This window comes from Bacillus sp. SJS (assembly GCF_000732485.2).
In the GTDB taxonomy this organism is placed as follows: Bacteria; Bacillota; Bacilli; order Bacillales; family Bacillaceae; genus Metabacillus_B; species Metabacillus_B sediminis.
Window position 1 is genome coordinate 165,685 of the sequence record NZ_JAQV02000003.1, and the last position, 13,128, is coordinate 178,812.

General features: G+C 41.3%; 14 protein-coding genes. 3 read left to right on the top strand and 11 right to left on the bottom strand.

The features are described 5' to 3' along the window. Nucleotides 1-207 precede the first annotated feature (207 nt). Nucleotides 208-1,404, top strand: a complete 1,197-nt coding sequence (tnpB, locus tag AS29_RS01990) for an IS200/IS605 family element RNA-guided endonuclease TnpB (RefSeq protein ID WP_035403949.1) — start codon at nt 208-210, stop codon at nt 1,402-1,404. Nucleotides 1,405-1,517: 113 nt separating this feature from the next. On the opposite strand, the gene AS29_RS01995 is transcribed toward tnpB, so the two are convergent. Both AS29_RS01995 and AS29_RS02000 read right to left on the bottom strand, forming a co-directional pair. Further along, entirely contained in the window at nt 1,518-1,760 is a 243-nt protein-coding gene (locus AS29_RS01995) for a hypothetical protein (RefSeq protein WP_035403948.1), read from the bottom strand. Nucleotides 1,761-1,931: 171 nt separating this feature from the next. Further along, the gene (locus tag AS29_RS02000) at nt 1,932-2,312 is read right to left on the bottom strand and encodes a Spx/MgsR family RNA polymerase-binding regulatory protein (protein ID WP_035403947.1); all 381 of its coding nucleotides are present in this window, start codon (nt 2,310-2,312) and stop codon (nt 1,932-1,934) included. Between the two features lie 225 nt (nt 2,313-2,537). Between AS29_RS02000 and AS29_RS02005 the strand changes: the two genes are divergently transcribed. Further along, complete coding sequence (locus AS29_RS02005; RefSeq protein ID WP_035403945.1) at nt 2,538-2,783, top strand: DUF2626 domain-containing protein; 246 nt, start codon at nt 2,538-2,540, stop codon at nt 2,781-2,783. A 43-nt stretch (nt 2,784-2,826) separates the two neighbouring features. Here the strand turns inward: AS29_RS02005 and AS29_RS02010 are convergent, their stop codons facing one another. Beyond that, nucleotides 2,827-3,867: an SAM-dependent methyltransferase gene (locus AS29_RS02010; RefSeq protein WP_035403943.1), complete on the bottom strand. Its 1,041-nt coding sequence runs from the start codon at nt 3,865-3,867 to the stop codon at nt 2,827-2,829. A 10-nt stretch (nt 3,868-3,877) separates the two neighbouring features. Continuing rightward, the gene (locus tag AS29_RS02015; RefSeq protein ID WP_035403941.1) at nt 3,878-4,510 is read right to left on the bottom strand and encodes an MBL fold metallo-hydrolase; all 633 of its coding nucleotides are present in this window, start codon (nt 4,508-4,510) and stop codon (nt 3,878-3,880) included. Nucleotides 4,511-4,852: 342 nt separating this feature from the next. Between AS29_RS02015 and AS29_RS02020 the strand changes: the two genes are divergently transcribed. Then, entirely contained in the window at nt 4,853-5,026 is a 174-nt protein-coding gene (locus AS29_RS02020; RefSeq protein ID WP_035403939.1) for a DUF2759 domain-containing protein, read from the top strand. A 221-nt stretch (nt 5,027-5,247) separates the two neighbouring features. On the opposite strand, the gene AS29_RS02025 is transcribed toward AS29_RS02020, so the two are convergent. From AS29_RS02025 to AS29_RS02055, 7 genes are all read right to left on the bottom strand, one after another. Continuing rightward, nucleotides 5,248-5,565 (bottom strand): MTH1187 family thiamine-binding protein, encoded by a 318-nt coding sequence (locus tag AS29_RS02025; RefSeq protein ID WP_035403937.1) that lies wholly within the window; start codon nt 5,563-5,565, stop codon nt 5,248-5,250. A gap of 49 nt (nt 5,566-5,614) precedes the next feature. Further along, a complete protein-coding gene (locus AS29_RS02030; RefSeq protein ID WP_035403935.1) occupies nt 5,615-6,691 on the bottom strand; it encodes a hypothetical protein in 1,077 nt (358 codons plus the stop codon). A 27-nt stretch (nt 6,692-6,718) separates the two neighbouring features. After that, a complete protein-coding gene (locus AS29_RS02035) occupies nt 6,719-7,840 on the bottom strand; it encodes a M14 family metallopeptidase (RefSeq protein ID WP_051860470.1) in 1,122 nt (373 codons plus the stop codon). A gap of 157 nt (nt 7,841-7,997) precedes the next feature. Beyond that, nucleotides 7,998-9,881, bottom strand: a complete 1,884-nt coding sequence (locus tag AS29_RS02040) for an LTA synthase family protein (RefSeq protein ID WP_035403933.1) — start codon at nt 9,879-9,881, stop codon at nt 7,998-8,000. 433 nt (nt 9,882-10,314) lie between these two features. Then, on the bottom strand, nt 10,315-11,283 hold the full coding sequence (locus AS29_RS02045) for an ROK family glucokinase (RefSeq protein WP_035403931.1): 969 nt from the start codon (nt 11,281-11,283) through the stop codon (nt 10,315-10,317). 57 nt (nt 11,284-11,340) lie between these two features. Further along, nucleotides 11,341-11,547 carry a YqgQ family protein gene (locus AS29_RS02050; protein ID WP_035403929.1) on the bottom strand — a complete coding sequence of 69 codons (207 nt, stop codon included), beginning with the start codon at nt 11,545-11,547 and terminating at the stop codon, nt 11,341-11,343. 148 nt (nt 11,548-11,695) lie between these two features. Continuing rightward, on the bottom strand, nt 11,696-12,859 hold the full coding sequence (locus AS29_RS02055; protein WP_035403927.1) for a rhomboid family intramembrane serine protease: 1,164 nt from the start codon (nt 12,857-12,859) through the stop codon (nt 11,696-11,698). Nucleotides 12,860-13,128 lie beyond the last annotated feature (269 nt).

Consider the following 13,128-nt stretch of genomic DNA (forward strand, 5'->3'; position numbering starts at 1 on the left):
TATTAAAAATCGCCAATAAAAAAAACCGTTTTTTCATTAAAACGGTCAAAAAGCTAAGAATTTATCATCACAGCGAGAAGACCCCCACTTCAAGCTGGCTAAGTGGGGAGTGAATCGCGGTTTTAAATGGGTTAACTCTTGAAAAATCCCCTATACCTGGCATATAATAGAAGGAGCAAACCGAACGTACGTTCAGGAGGGGAAGCGATGGCTAAAAAACCGAGCGATTGGAATCATATTTCGTTTGTGTTCAAAATCCATCCAAACCACGCCCAGCAACAGCTCATCCATCAGACGTTTGGATGTGTCCGGTTCGTCTATAACATGATCCTCCATCATAATTTGAATGAGTCCAAACTACAACGAGACCACGCTATCAAAAAGCTGCCCCTCTTAAAGAAAACCTGCGAATGGCTAAAGTCCGTGGATGCGATTGCTCTTCAAGCCGCGGTGGAGCATCTATATAACGGGTACGAACGCTACGATAAGGAGAAAACCAAAACCTACCGGAAGAACGTGCTGCGAAAAATGGCTTCAGAAGGGTATGTACCGACCGATTATGACCATATTAAGCATCCCAAATTTAAAACGCGAAAAAACCCCGTTCAGAGCTACACAACGAAGCAAACGAATGGGAATATTGCAGTGAAAGAGAAGGCCATCAAACTTCCGAAGCTCGGATGGATCCGAATGAGTCAGTCTCGAGAAATCAACGGAATACTCAAACGGGTCACCGTGTCGCGAGACTCGGTTGGAAGGTACTTTGTCTCGATTCTTTGCCAAAAGAATGACAGCCCTTATCTGCGTGCCAAACAGGCTTCCGTCGGAATAGACCTCGGGTTGAAATCGTTTGCCGTCCTGAGTCATGGAGCAAAGGTCAACCATCCCAAATCGTATGCGACATACGAAAAACGCCTGGCCTTTTTGCAGCGGTCGCTATCCCGTAAGGAGCCAAGATCCAAAAGCTTCGAACGGAATAAAAAAGCCATTGCGAAGCTCCATTTAAAAATCAAAAACACCCGCCATGATTTCCTTCACAAGCTAACCACCCGCCTGATTCACGATAACCAAGTGATCGGGTTGGAAACGCTGAAGGTAAAAAACATGGTCCAAAATAAAAAATGGTCAAAACCCATTCATGATGCAAGCTGGAGCACACTGAAAGCCATGCTCACCTATAAAGCGAAGTGGTATGGACGGAAAATCGTGTTCATCGATTCGTTCTTCCCGTCGAGCCAACTTTGCAGCCAGTGCGGGTACAAGCATCGTGAGGTGAAAAACCTAGAGCTTAGAAAATGGGAGTGTCATGCCTGCGGAAGTTATCATGACCGCGACCACAATGCGGCCAAAAACATTGAAAAAGAAGCCCTGATGCTGTCTTTGGAAATTCAGCCATCTGTTTAGCGTTTTTAAAACCGTTGGGACACGGGGTTAGCCAGGTTACTTGATGCCGAAGGGGTCATTGCCCTGGAATCCCTCACTTCAAAATTTCGCCAGAAAATGAAGTGGTGGGTAGTTCAATCAGTTACGTAATATATGTATGTTTTATTTTTACGGTTTAGTAATGTTGATTTTTCATAGTAGATTCTATATCCGTTTTGCAGGGATTCATGCCCTGTGTATTTAAGTTTGCTCACCTTGGCAAACTCCTTGGTTGCATCAATAATACTTGAAACTCTTGAGATAAACACAGGGTTATCATAACTTGTTGCGATTGTTTGCATATTTACCCCTTCTAGGAAAAATTTATATTCAGCCATACTGTTTATCCACTCCGTTTCTTCTTTATAAAGAACTTTACAGGTCTAATATATCACTTGTTTTTCTAGAAAAACAAGGAATTTCATCATATTTATCTCCTTAATTTTCCTTTATATGCTAGTTTTAGTTTCTTTGAGAGAACATAAAAAATCACCCGCCCGGGTGATTTTTTAAGAGACTGATATATGAAGCTGGCTATTTTTTGTTAATTTGTTTAAGGCTTGCGGGTTATATCCGACGACTAACTTTTTTCCATCAGTCAAAATGGGACGGCGGAGAAGCTTCGGTTCATCGGATAACAGCTTCAGCAATGATGAGAGATTCATATCTTCAATATTCAAGTTTAATTCCTTGAAGGTTTGGCTTCTGGTGGCAAGTATTTCATCAATGCCATCTGTTGTCAGCTGGAGAATTTTTTTAAGTTCATCCTCATTAGGAGTCTCGCGGAACATATGCCTTTCTTCAAAATCGACCTCGTTTGCTTTCAGCCAATGTTTTGTTTTTCTGCAGGAAGTGCAGCTCGGGTACGTGAAAAAAGTCAAATCGCTCATTTTATCGTTCCTCCTTCATCATATTCAAAGACTTATATGGGCAAGTTACGTTTATTTTTATCTGTATTTGTATTGTACATTAGTTGTACATAGTTTGTACACTGATATGCACTGAAGATTCAAACCTTTTGCAGACACTCAAATGTAAACGCTTATTTACAATGAAAGGAAATGTCCTATATAATATAAGTGGATGGACTAGAGGGGTAAGGGAGGAATTTGCATATGGATCGGATGTTTCGTGTGCTGGGATTCTGGACTGGAATCTTTGCGGTCATGTTTTATTTAGGGGAAATGGAAGAAACGTCACTGTTATTCTTTGCTCAAACGGTATTTTTTGTTTTTTTATCCTATCTTAAATTATCTGAACGAATGTACATTTATATCTTTGGAGCCTATTTAACGGTTTTCTTTGTCGGCTTCACGTACTGGACTACTTTTATGATGGTTCCTGGCCAAGGAGGCCATTAACCCCCAATCAAAATTTTTCCATAGTAAAAAAGAGGCTGATTGTTCAGCCTCTTTTTCTATGAATGAGAACATAAAAAGATTCACTCATTCCTTCATGTGATAAAAGGGATCGGATTGCCCGATTATCTTTTGATGCTTTAGAGAATGGATTTGGGTCATGGTTTTCCTGTAGAAAACCCGCAAGATTATTCTTCCAAAAAAATTCAGTTTTCTTTTGAACAGCTATTTCCTGCCAGCCGAATTCCGCTGCTTTTATATTATAGGCCGTTAAGGGAATATCATAGGTTAGATCCATCTTAAATGGATGACTTAGGGGATTGGAAATAAGAATATGATTTTTGTAGCCTCGGATTGTCCCTTGTTTCCGTAATTGCAGCTGTTCTGAAAAATGGCCATAGTCCGCTGTAACTAAGTATGCATCTCCGAGCTTTTTGTCCAGATTATCCAGCAGCCCAAGCATTGCGCTGGGAACCTCGGCTCTATAGCCTTCCTGGAGGCTGATTTCAGCCCATTTCAAATAATCTGACAGAGTGTTGCTCTCGTCTTTTCTCGCTGTTAACATGAGATCTTCTTCATTCACTCCTACACCTAACTCTACAATTCGTCCACACCTGTTTTGAGCGATTTGGACGGGCAGAGCATCGAGCAATTCATTGGAATAGAAAACGCCTGAGAAGGCATCTGGGAGGTCCTCTAAGGAAGCTAGACGGGTCACTTCGAGAGTTTCAAGCGACGCTGCATGATAGGGGCTGGACTCGATGCAATAAACTGTTCCCTGACTATAAAGGGAAGGAGAGCGCTTTTTCCATTCGTTTAGAAAGGACCGGATGAATGCTCCTGTCCCGCTTCCCATTTCACAAAAGACCGGGGGAATATCCCCTGCTTCCACTCTTTTTATAAACCATCTGGCCATAACTGCCCCATAAAAATCAGAAATGGAACTGGACGTATAAAAATCGCCTTTCTTGCCGATTTTTTGGCCTTCGGTCATATAATAGCCGTGAATCGGATGGTACAGACATTGTTCCATATAGTCCGCAAAAGAAAGAAAACCTCCGCTTTCTTCTATTTGCTGAATGATCACGCTTTTCACCTTAAAATCCGTTCAAAAAAGGATTTCGATCCATTTCATCCTGTATGGTTGTCTCCGGACCGTGACCGGACAGCACAAATGTATCTTCAGGGAGAGTCAGTAAATGGTCATGGATACTCTTAATTAGGAGCTGATGGTCTCCGCCAGGCAGGTCGGTCCTTCCGACTCCCTCCTTGAACAGGACATCTCCGCTGAATACTGACTGGGTTTCTTTGTGGTAATAAGAAACACTGCCGGGAGAGTGTCCTGGAGTATATAGCACTTGAAATGTAAAATCTTTAAAAGTAAGCGGTTCTCCCGGCTGGACAAATTCATCAGCCGGTCTTGCGTGAATCGGTCCTGCTTGAAAGAAATGAGAACCATTCAGCTCTGGTGATGGAAGCCAGTCCTTCTCCTTTTTATGTACGTATACCGGCACGTTCCAGCGGGCGCGCACTTCGTCGACAGCACCTATGTGATCAAAATGAGCGTGAGTAAGCAGCACAGCTAATGGCTTTAAGCCTCTTGCCTGAAGGAGCTGATTTAATTTGTTTCCTTCACTTCCCGGATCAAAAATAATGCATTCCTTCTCTTTATTGCTTAATACATAACAGTTTGTTTGCAGGGGACCTAGCGGAATCCGTTCCCAATTCATATTAGCACCTCGTTTATTCTGTGAAATTTACGGCTCATTTAAGCATGCCTGATAATCTTTGGCTTCAGGCGTCACCTTTCATGGAGGTTTCTCGCCTTCATGTGCAATCACCATGATGCCAGAATCAGCTTTTAACTTTAAGAAAGTTAAATTTATATAACTATATCACCTATTATTAAGGAAAATCCGGAAAGTTTCAACGATTTGGGGTTATGCTAAAATTCCTTGCTGCTGAAGGAGTTTAAGGAAAATTTTAACTCGACTTTCATTTTGAAAACGTTTAAAATTGTAAATAGAACTTGTTTCATTTTTTTCCAGAAGCGATTGCAAGGGGGATTGGCAATGGGGTTAGTCATCATCTTTTCGTTAATTTCGCTGTTAGCCGTATTTGGTGTATATCGTGCCTTTAAAGAGAAAAACATGCTGGGAATTATGTTTTGTTTAGCAACAGTTGGTGTATTTGGCTGGTTCACCATTATGACCGTAATCAGTCATGGTTATCCGACACATCACTAGAAAAAACAGCGCTTCAAACTGCCCTTTCAGGCAAAAGACAACTTCCATAATCCAGGATGAGAGGGCTTGAATGCACTAGGGAAACGATGAATATGAAGTCTCCATCATTATGGAAAGAATTTTTCATGAATGATGTTTCCGAATCGTTCCTTCTTTTTAACTGCCCGAAGATTACAGAAAAAGCCGGCCATAATTTAGCCGGCTTTTTTATGTAGAATTATTTAGGTTTGCCTCATATGCTTCTGAACACTTTCAAGCTTGCTCTGCATCGTTGATTTCTTATCTCTTCTGTCGTCGATCCGGATGTTGGTCGCTACTCTTGATATGCCTTCCTGAAAGGGTGCTTCATGGATTGCTTGAATGACTTCAAATAGGATTGGAAGCTCGCCTTCTATTAACGTGTTCATCGGTGTCAAACGAAATTCTATTTTTCCCTCTGATCTGTATTCTTCTAAAATGGCTTGGATACCGGCTACATGTGCGCTTACACTTGGGGTAGCCGTTCCAATTGGTATGATCGTAACATCTGCTATTGGCATGAATTTTTCCCGCCCTTCTTTTATAAAAATTATATCATAGACATAGAAGCTAAAACTTAATTAGGGTTTTAAGACTTCCCGTTACCATGTTAAACACTTTTTCAAGCTGAAAACCGTACAATACTTTTGTTCCATCTGGGGAGAACTGCAAAGGAACGTTTAATGCATCCTCAAGCCGGACATTTTTTTTCTCCTTCGAAAAGGAAAAAGAAACTAAATCCAGTTTGTCTGTTTCCTTGTTGTATTCATAAGTTAGAAACTCTTTTCCATTGGGACTGATTTCCGCTTTTGGAAGTTCAGCCAGTCCTTCTGTCTGTTTTATGGAAGCAGCAAAGCGGCGGGTTTTCGCCCCATCATGGATATGGAAGAAAGCCTCACCATTTTCCTGGCTCAACGTAACCCATACATTTTTTTTCGCGTAGAAAGCAAGCACCTTTTCTGCCGCCAGTTTTTCCTCATTTTTTTCGGGATCATACTGATAGATATCGGACACCTGATTTGTATTATCTTTTGCAAAGAGCAGGTTGCCCTCTCCGGTCCATTCTGCAAATGGAGCATCTATTGGGTTTGATTTTTCAAATCCGCTTAGAGGATAGTATATAACGGTCTTGTAGGTCCAATCCTCGTTAAATGATGTCACAAACAGCCGGTCAGAATTGCTTTTACTCCATGAAAAAGCAAGATCGTGTGATGAAAATTTCTTTTCAAACCGTTCCTCTCCCTTTGCGTCAATCAACAGTAAAACAATTTGTTTTGACGAAGGACTGCCCTGCAGCAGGATGTAATCACCACTAGGTGATGTTTCAAAGTCGGTAACAGGCATATTGACGCTGTAGAGCTGCAATTTTTGGCCTGTTGTGAAGTTGTACGTGTACAGAACGGTTTGCCGGTCCTTATATTCAGCGAAAACAACCGTGTCATTACCCATCCATCCTCCAACCATTTGAAAGGTCTCCTCATTCGCCTGGTAGGATACGATCGAATCCTTTTGTTTCTGCTGTTTTTTTTCCATATTTATCTTCGCTTCTGCAGCCGGAATATTTTGCTGCTCAGCACTCGTACAGCCCGCAGTCACCACTGCAAGGGCAAAAGCTGCCGTCATCACACGGAATCGATTGCTTCTCATACCTTCTTCACCTTTCTTTGTACTTGCTTACATATATAAGGCCGCCCAAAAGATGCCTTCCCCTTTTTCCCGAATGCTTTCATATTGATCAAGCGGGAGAGGATTTACTCCTAAGCCAAGTTCAATGGTATAGCCAGAACGGCCCCATTCATGAATAAACCAATCCCGGTAGCCGGCATGGCTGTCAATATTCCTAACTTCTGTATAGCCGCTTAATATCGAAAATTCCTTTACAATTAATGCAGCTTCTTCAGGCTCCCGATTTAAATATCCCCAGTAAATTTCTTCCCCCTGAGTGTGAAAACATAAAAGCCGGTCGAACCTCTTCTCTTCAGATAAACGTGCCATTGTAATGGCTTCAGGTTCTGATAGAGGGCGGTCTCCAGGATAATCTCTGGAAGATGGAGTTTTCGGAAGCTTTCTTTCCTTTTCAATTTCCCAATAAGCAGGAAATTGATTATTTAAATCTACACCGCGAATATTCGCTTTCCATTGTGAAAAATCATGGGATTGCTGATTAATCTGGAGAACAAGTTTCCTTAAATCGCTATCATCCGGGAGGCCTTCAAGGACAAGATCTACACCATCCGGATTGACCATAGGAACAATCGAAAGGGAGTTATGCGAATAAAGCTGAAGAGAAGAATGGCTGAATCTGGTTTTTCCATGAACAAGATCATTCGCAAATTGTTCAAGCCAATCCATTAATACAGCAGAAGTTATCCATTCGTTTGCGTGGAAGGAGGCATTCATATGAACGTTTCTTTTTCCTGTACCAATCGTTATCTCTATTATAGGCTGATTCCGTATACTATTTCCAATTATATGTGTCTGAATAAACGGGTACTTTAGAACCATTTTTTCTATATCACGATAGAAACACGCTGAAGAATATTTTTTTTGCCTAGGGACAATGCGATCTGAGACTTTCACAGCTTTATTGAACCCTTCCATTGCATCCTCGGGTTTACAGGCTGACGGCAGTGACAATCCGGACGCCGCCCACTCATATCCGGGAATGCTGATAACTGTTGCTGCTGGAATCGGATCCATTAGCGGCTGATTGGATTGCTCAATTAAAAGAGCGGGAAGATCAAAGTACTCTGCCAGTGTGCTAATTCGAACAGTTTCAATTAGTTTGATTTTCATAGAAATATCCCCCTTTCGTACAATTCATTTTATGAGAGAGATACTCCTTTCTGAACCAGTGAAAATGAGCCAATTGGCTTTGAGAAAAATTGGCTATCCGGTAAAATTTACCTAAAAAAAAGAACTTTGGCCAATTGACCAAAGCTCTTTTTGCTTGCTATTTATTTTCTGCCGGTTTTTGATCTTCTTTGTTATAGAACCTTAACAAATCACTATAGATAATTTTGTCTGAGTAGTCGAGTTCTTTCTTCGCTTTATCTACGTAAGGTTCACATACTTTTTTGTCTTCTGCAGGCTGTCCGGTACTCTTATCGTAGCAGATATTGTCGGTGTAAACATATTTATCTGTTACAAAGCTTCCGTCACGCATGACAGTGAATGGAAGACGGTCTTTAGAGAACAAGTCATTCCCGAACTCAACTTGGTCTTTTGTATCGATACCAAGCAGATTCATTATGGTAGGACGGATATCAATCTGTCCGCCGACTGTGTCAATTTCCTTAGGGTTCTTATCTGTTACACCCGGAATATGAACGATAAACGGTACACGCTGAAGCTGTTCAGATTCAAAAGGTGTAATTTCTTTGCCTAAGAACTTCGCCATCGCTTCATTGTGGTTTTCGGAAATACCGTAATGGTCTCCGTAGAAAACAATGATGGAGTTATCATAAAGCCCATCTTCTTTTAGCTTTTCAATAAAACGTTTAATGGCATCATCCTGATACTTTACGGTTGTAAAATAATTGTTCAGGGTTTTACTGTTTGAATCGAATTTATCGATGGTTTGATCTTCCTCGCTTAGTTCAAACGGGAAATGGTTCGTAAGCGTAATGGACTTAGAATAGAATGGCTTTTTCATTTCTTTCATATGGTCAGCCGTTTGCTCAAAGAATTCCTTATCCTTAAGTCCCCAGCCTACTGAAGTTTCTGGTGTAACATTATAGCTATTCACATCATAGAATTTTTCATAACCAAATGAATTGTACATGAGATCGCGGTTCCAGAAGGATTTGTTATTTGCATGAAATGCAGCTGTTGTATAGCCGTTTTGCTTCATGATTTCCGGAGCAGCGTTGAATTCATTATCAGGGTTTGTAAAGAATACAGCTCCCCTGCCGAGCGGGTATAACGAATTTTCCACAAGGAACTCTGCATCAGAGGTTTTCCCCTGTCCTGTCTGATGATAAAAATTAGTGAAATTGTAGCTTTGTTTTGATAAATCATTCAGATATGGAGTAATCTCCTGTCCATTCAATTTTTCATTCATGACGAATGACTGAGTAGATTCAAGAGAAACCACTATGACGTTTCGGCCTTTAGCAATTCCCTTCATATCCTGATTCGGTTCTTTTTTATTTGCTTTAATATAGTTTTGAATTTCCGTTAAATTCGTGCTGTCTGCCATCGCACGCTGTGCAGACGTTTTGGACTGGATAATTCCATCATACACATGGAAGTTATAAACACTGATGTTTTTAACAAGCATTTCACGGTCGAAAGATCTTGTTAAAAGCTGAGGGCGTTCCGTTTCAGCAAGCCCAAGGTTAAAGAAGAAGATAGCTGCTACCATTAAATAATAGGCTGAGCGCTCTTTTCTTGTTGCTCTCGATTCAGAGCGAAAAGCAGGTTTGCGAAGCAGCCAGAACATGATGATCAGATCTACAAACAGAAGAACGTCAACAGGCTGGAATAAGGAAGAAATACTGCTTCCCAAGTCGCCCATGTTACTTGACTGGAACAGCACCGGAATGGTAAGGAAATCATTAAAGAATCGGAAGAAGACCATGTTTGCCAGCAATACGACCGTTAACAGGATGCTGACGATAAACACATATCGGTTCCTGTTCTTTTCCTTCATAAACAATCCGATTCCATAAATAAAGAGCAGGAAGCTGAGTGGATTGATAAAAAGAATGAATTCCTGTTTCCAGTTTTCAATTTTAATGTCAAAGCTAGTTTTATAGACAATGTAAGTTTTAAGCCACATGAACAATGTAGCTATGAGCAAAAAAGAAATTTTTGATATTGAATTTTTACGCATTCATTTACCTCCTCGTCCGGCAGAACTGCGCATTGCTTTTATCTATTTTTTTCCCAAATAAAGTAAAGGATTTATTAACAAGCTAAATCATATCTTAATACTTCGTTTACAAAAAATCAATGCTTTTAATACGTACATTACATTGTAATGGTAGAATTATATTTTGACTGTAATCTTTACCCCTTGCAGAATAAGGGCAAACCAGTTTGTATGACAGCTTGTTAAAAACTTTTTGTTTTTTATTACATATTCATTAAGGAGACTATTTTCATTGCTTTACTAAGCAGCAGGCAGAGGATTAGTTTGAACGTTTCTTTCATTCATAAAACTGTATATTAGAATGAAGTCTCTTGAGAAAAGCCTTTTTCTCTCTCACAAAAGAGGAGCCTTATGCAAGGCTCCTCTTTAATATGCACATATGCGCTTTTCCCCATTAATATTCAGTGAGTAAAGTTTTTGCAAGCCACGCTCCGCCGATTACACCAGCATCATTTCCAAGAGTGGCAATTTCAATAGCTGCACCTTCGGCTACTCTTGGGAAAGCATATTTCTTAAAGTACTTCTCTACATGCACCCTCAAGTATTCCCCAGCTTTTGATACTCCGCCTCCAATGACGATTTTCTCCGGGTTCAGCCCGTTAGCAAGACTGGAAAGCGCGAGTCCAAGATGAAAGGTCACAAATTCCACAGTTTCCTGAGCGATTGCGTCCCCTTTAGCTGCAAACTCAAAAACGTCTTTAGAAGTAATTTCTCCTGTTTCCTTCCAGGCATTCCTTAACAGGCTCTCCTGATCAGACTCACCCAGCTTTTCTTTGGCAATTCTGACAATCCCCGTTGCCGAAGCTACAGTCTCAAGACAGCCTGTTTTACCGCAGTTGCAAGGGGCTCCACCCTCAGGGATAGACGTAATGTGCCCAATTTCTCCGCCTGCACCATTTACGCCATGGATGACATTTCCATTTGAGATAATACCGCCGCCGACTCCCGTTCCTAGAGTCACTAAAATGACATCCTTCGCTCCGTCGCCTGCACCTCTCCACATTTCTCCAATTGCTGCAATGTTCGCATCATTATCGATAACAGCCGGTAGGCCTGTTTCCACCTCTAGATGATCTTTAAGCGGATAGTTCAGCCAGCCTAGATTGACCGTTTGATAAACAAGTCCTGATGCAAGATCAACAGGTCCAGGAGCGCCCATTCCAATTCCCGCCAATCTGGATTTTGTTTCTCCAAGTTCCTGCAATTTTGCATCAATCGCTTTCGCAATATCCATTGTAATCGTTTTTCCAGTTTTATCAGTAGGGATTTCCCATTTGCTAACCATTTCTCCGTATAGAGAAATAAAAGCCATTTTAATTGTGGTTCCTCCCAAATCTACACCAACCAGCCACTTCTCGCTCATGTCTCTCAGTCCTTTGTCTTATAAGTTAAGGAAACCGCTTGCACAAATTTTCATTGATTACCTTTCTCTTTTCTCCCGCTCGATCTGTGCTTCATGGCGAAGGATTAAAAGAGCCATCTGAAAAACCTGTGTTTCAATCAGTTTTGATTCATAAAGCTGCCTGACCTCATCTTCCATAAGTTCGAGATCAGCAACCCGGTCCCCGATATAAATAATTGTCCCGTACTTCTTTAAAAGCTGTCGGACATCATAAACTGTATTCAAGCCTTCACCTCGTTTAATGCACAAGTACGTCCATATATAAGGTATCGGAGAATGTTTGTGTAGTCAAGAAAAAAAAGCTTGAATTTATGCAGATACAAACCGTTCAAAAGGCTGCAGGAATCCCCGGCAGCCTTACAACTATAGCATGTTACCATCTTGAGTATCCGAACGCAGCAAGAGAAACAGCGAGAACCAGTCCTGCTGCGGCAGCCAAGCCCTGTCTTGCCGATTTAGACTGGGAAGGCAGCTGCACAGCAAATGCTGCAGCCATGCCGCCGATAAGTCCGCCTATGTGTCCTGCATTATCAATATTGGAGATTGTGAAACCTAAAGCAAGGTTGATGCCAATCACCACCAGGATGTTTGGTCCGATCGTACGCAAAAATAAATCGCGCTGAACGACGCCAAGATAAAGCAGAGCACCAAAGCAGCCGAAAATGGCTCCCGAAGCACCAGCTGAAATCGACGTATTAAATGCAAAGCTTGCTAGAGTCCCCATAATTCCAGAAAAGAAATAAATCATTAAAAACCTGGCAGAGCCGAACATTTTCTCAACTGCTTCTCCAATGAAATAAAGCGCCATTGAGTTCATTAAAAGATGAATAAAGCCAATGTGAAGGAACATGGGCGTAATAAGCCTCCACCATTCACCTTCCATAATATAAGGATTAAATTTAGCACCAAAGTTAACCAGCGTCTGATTATTTTGGCTCCCCCCTGCCAGCTCCATAAGAATAAACACAACGATTTGGATCGCAAGGAGTAATTTAGTAAATCTTGGTTTTCCATACTCAAACAGCTTTCTTTCCTGAGTTACCCGCGTGTTTTCTTTTTCTAACACCTTAAGCCTATACGAATGGAGCTCCTCGTAATCTGTAATTTCCGGGAGTTCTTTTTCCAGGCGGACAGAAAGCATATCCTCCATTGAAATCATTCCTTCAGACCTTTTTTCATCAGAAATAACCACATTTTTAAGTACAATATTTCCACGGGAATAAGGCTTTTCGACAAGATGCTCCCACTCATCTACCGGAGCGTAAGCAGAAATATAGATGTTAAGAATGTTCATGGATTTTCTTCCGGCATTTTTCCGGATTTCCTCAAACAAGTGCGCAGCGCGCTCCATATCCTGCTCCAGCCTATTTCCCCAATCTGCATCCATTCTTACAAATCGGACAAGCTGGAAATCAGCACTGCGCTGGCTCTCCAGCCACACTTCATTATGATCCTCTGCCATCGTCACAATGCGGTACTTACCGTCCAGCAGCTGACCGATGATACTCCAATAAAAAACATCCTGCTCTAGCGCCATTGCAACCTCTCCAGATCCCATTTTTGTTATGGATATTATATCAGGACATTCCTTCAAATAGAAAGGGTTAACACTTGTTTTCAAGCAAAGTACGAAGATCAGCCGAATCAAACGAATCCATAGCGAGTCATTTTTTAATTCCTTAAATAAAAAAAGCATCAGATGAAATTCTGATACCGATTCTTTGTGCTATGAATGTGGTTGATTTACGTTTCAAAATACTTGCTTCCAGGGCATTGCAGGCAAATGCGGACCCTTCCCATGCACAC

Coding starts and splice junctions, on each gene's coding strand:
- AS29_RS02035 (WP_051860470.1), bottom strand. CDS start 7,840: ATGAAAATCAAACTAATTGAAACTGTTCGAATTAGCACACTGGCAGAG.
- AS29_RS02000 (WP_035403947.1), bottom strand. CDS start 2,312: ATGAGCGATTTGACTTTTTTCACGTACCCGAGCTGCACTTCCTGCAGA.
- tnpB (WP_035403949.1), top strand. CDS start 208: ATGGCTAAAAAACCGAGCGATTGGAATCATATTTCGTTTGTGTTCAAA.
- AS29_RS02005 (WP_035403945.1), top strand. CDS start 2,538: ATGGATCGGATGTTTCGTGTGCTGGGATTCTGGACTGGAATCTTTGCG.
- AS29_RS02020 (WP_035403939.1), top strand. CDS start 4,853: ATGGGGTTAGTCATCATCTTTTCGTTAATTTCGCTGTTAGCCGTATTT.
- AS29_RS02045 (WP_035403931.1), bottom strand. CDS start 11,283: ATGAGCGAGAAGTGGCTGGTTGGTGTAGATTTGGGAGGAACCACAATT.
- AS29_RS02040 (WP_035403933.1), bottom strand. CDS start 9,881: ATGCGTAAAAATTCAATATCAAAAATTTCTTTTTTGCTCATAGCTACA.
- AS29_RS02030 (WP_035403935.1), bottom strand. CDS start 6,691: ATGAGAAGCAATCGATTCCGTGTGATGACGGCAGCTTTTGCCCTTGCA.
- AS29_RS02015 (WP_035403941.1), bottom strand. CDS start 4,510: ATGAATTGGGAACGGATTCCGCTAGGTCCCCTGCAAACAAACTGTTAT.
- AS29_RS01995 (WP_035403948.1), bottom strand. CDS start 1,760: ATGGCTGAATATAAATTTTTCCTAGAAGGGGTAAATATGCAAACAATC.
- AS29_RS02025 (WP_035403937.1), bottom strand. CDS start 5,565: ATGCCAATAGCAGATGTTACGATCATACCAATTGGAACGGCTACCCCA.
- AS29_RS02055 (WP_035403927.1), bottom strand. CDS start 12,859: ATGGCGCTAGAGCAGGATGTTTTTTATTGGAGTATCATCGGTCAGCTG.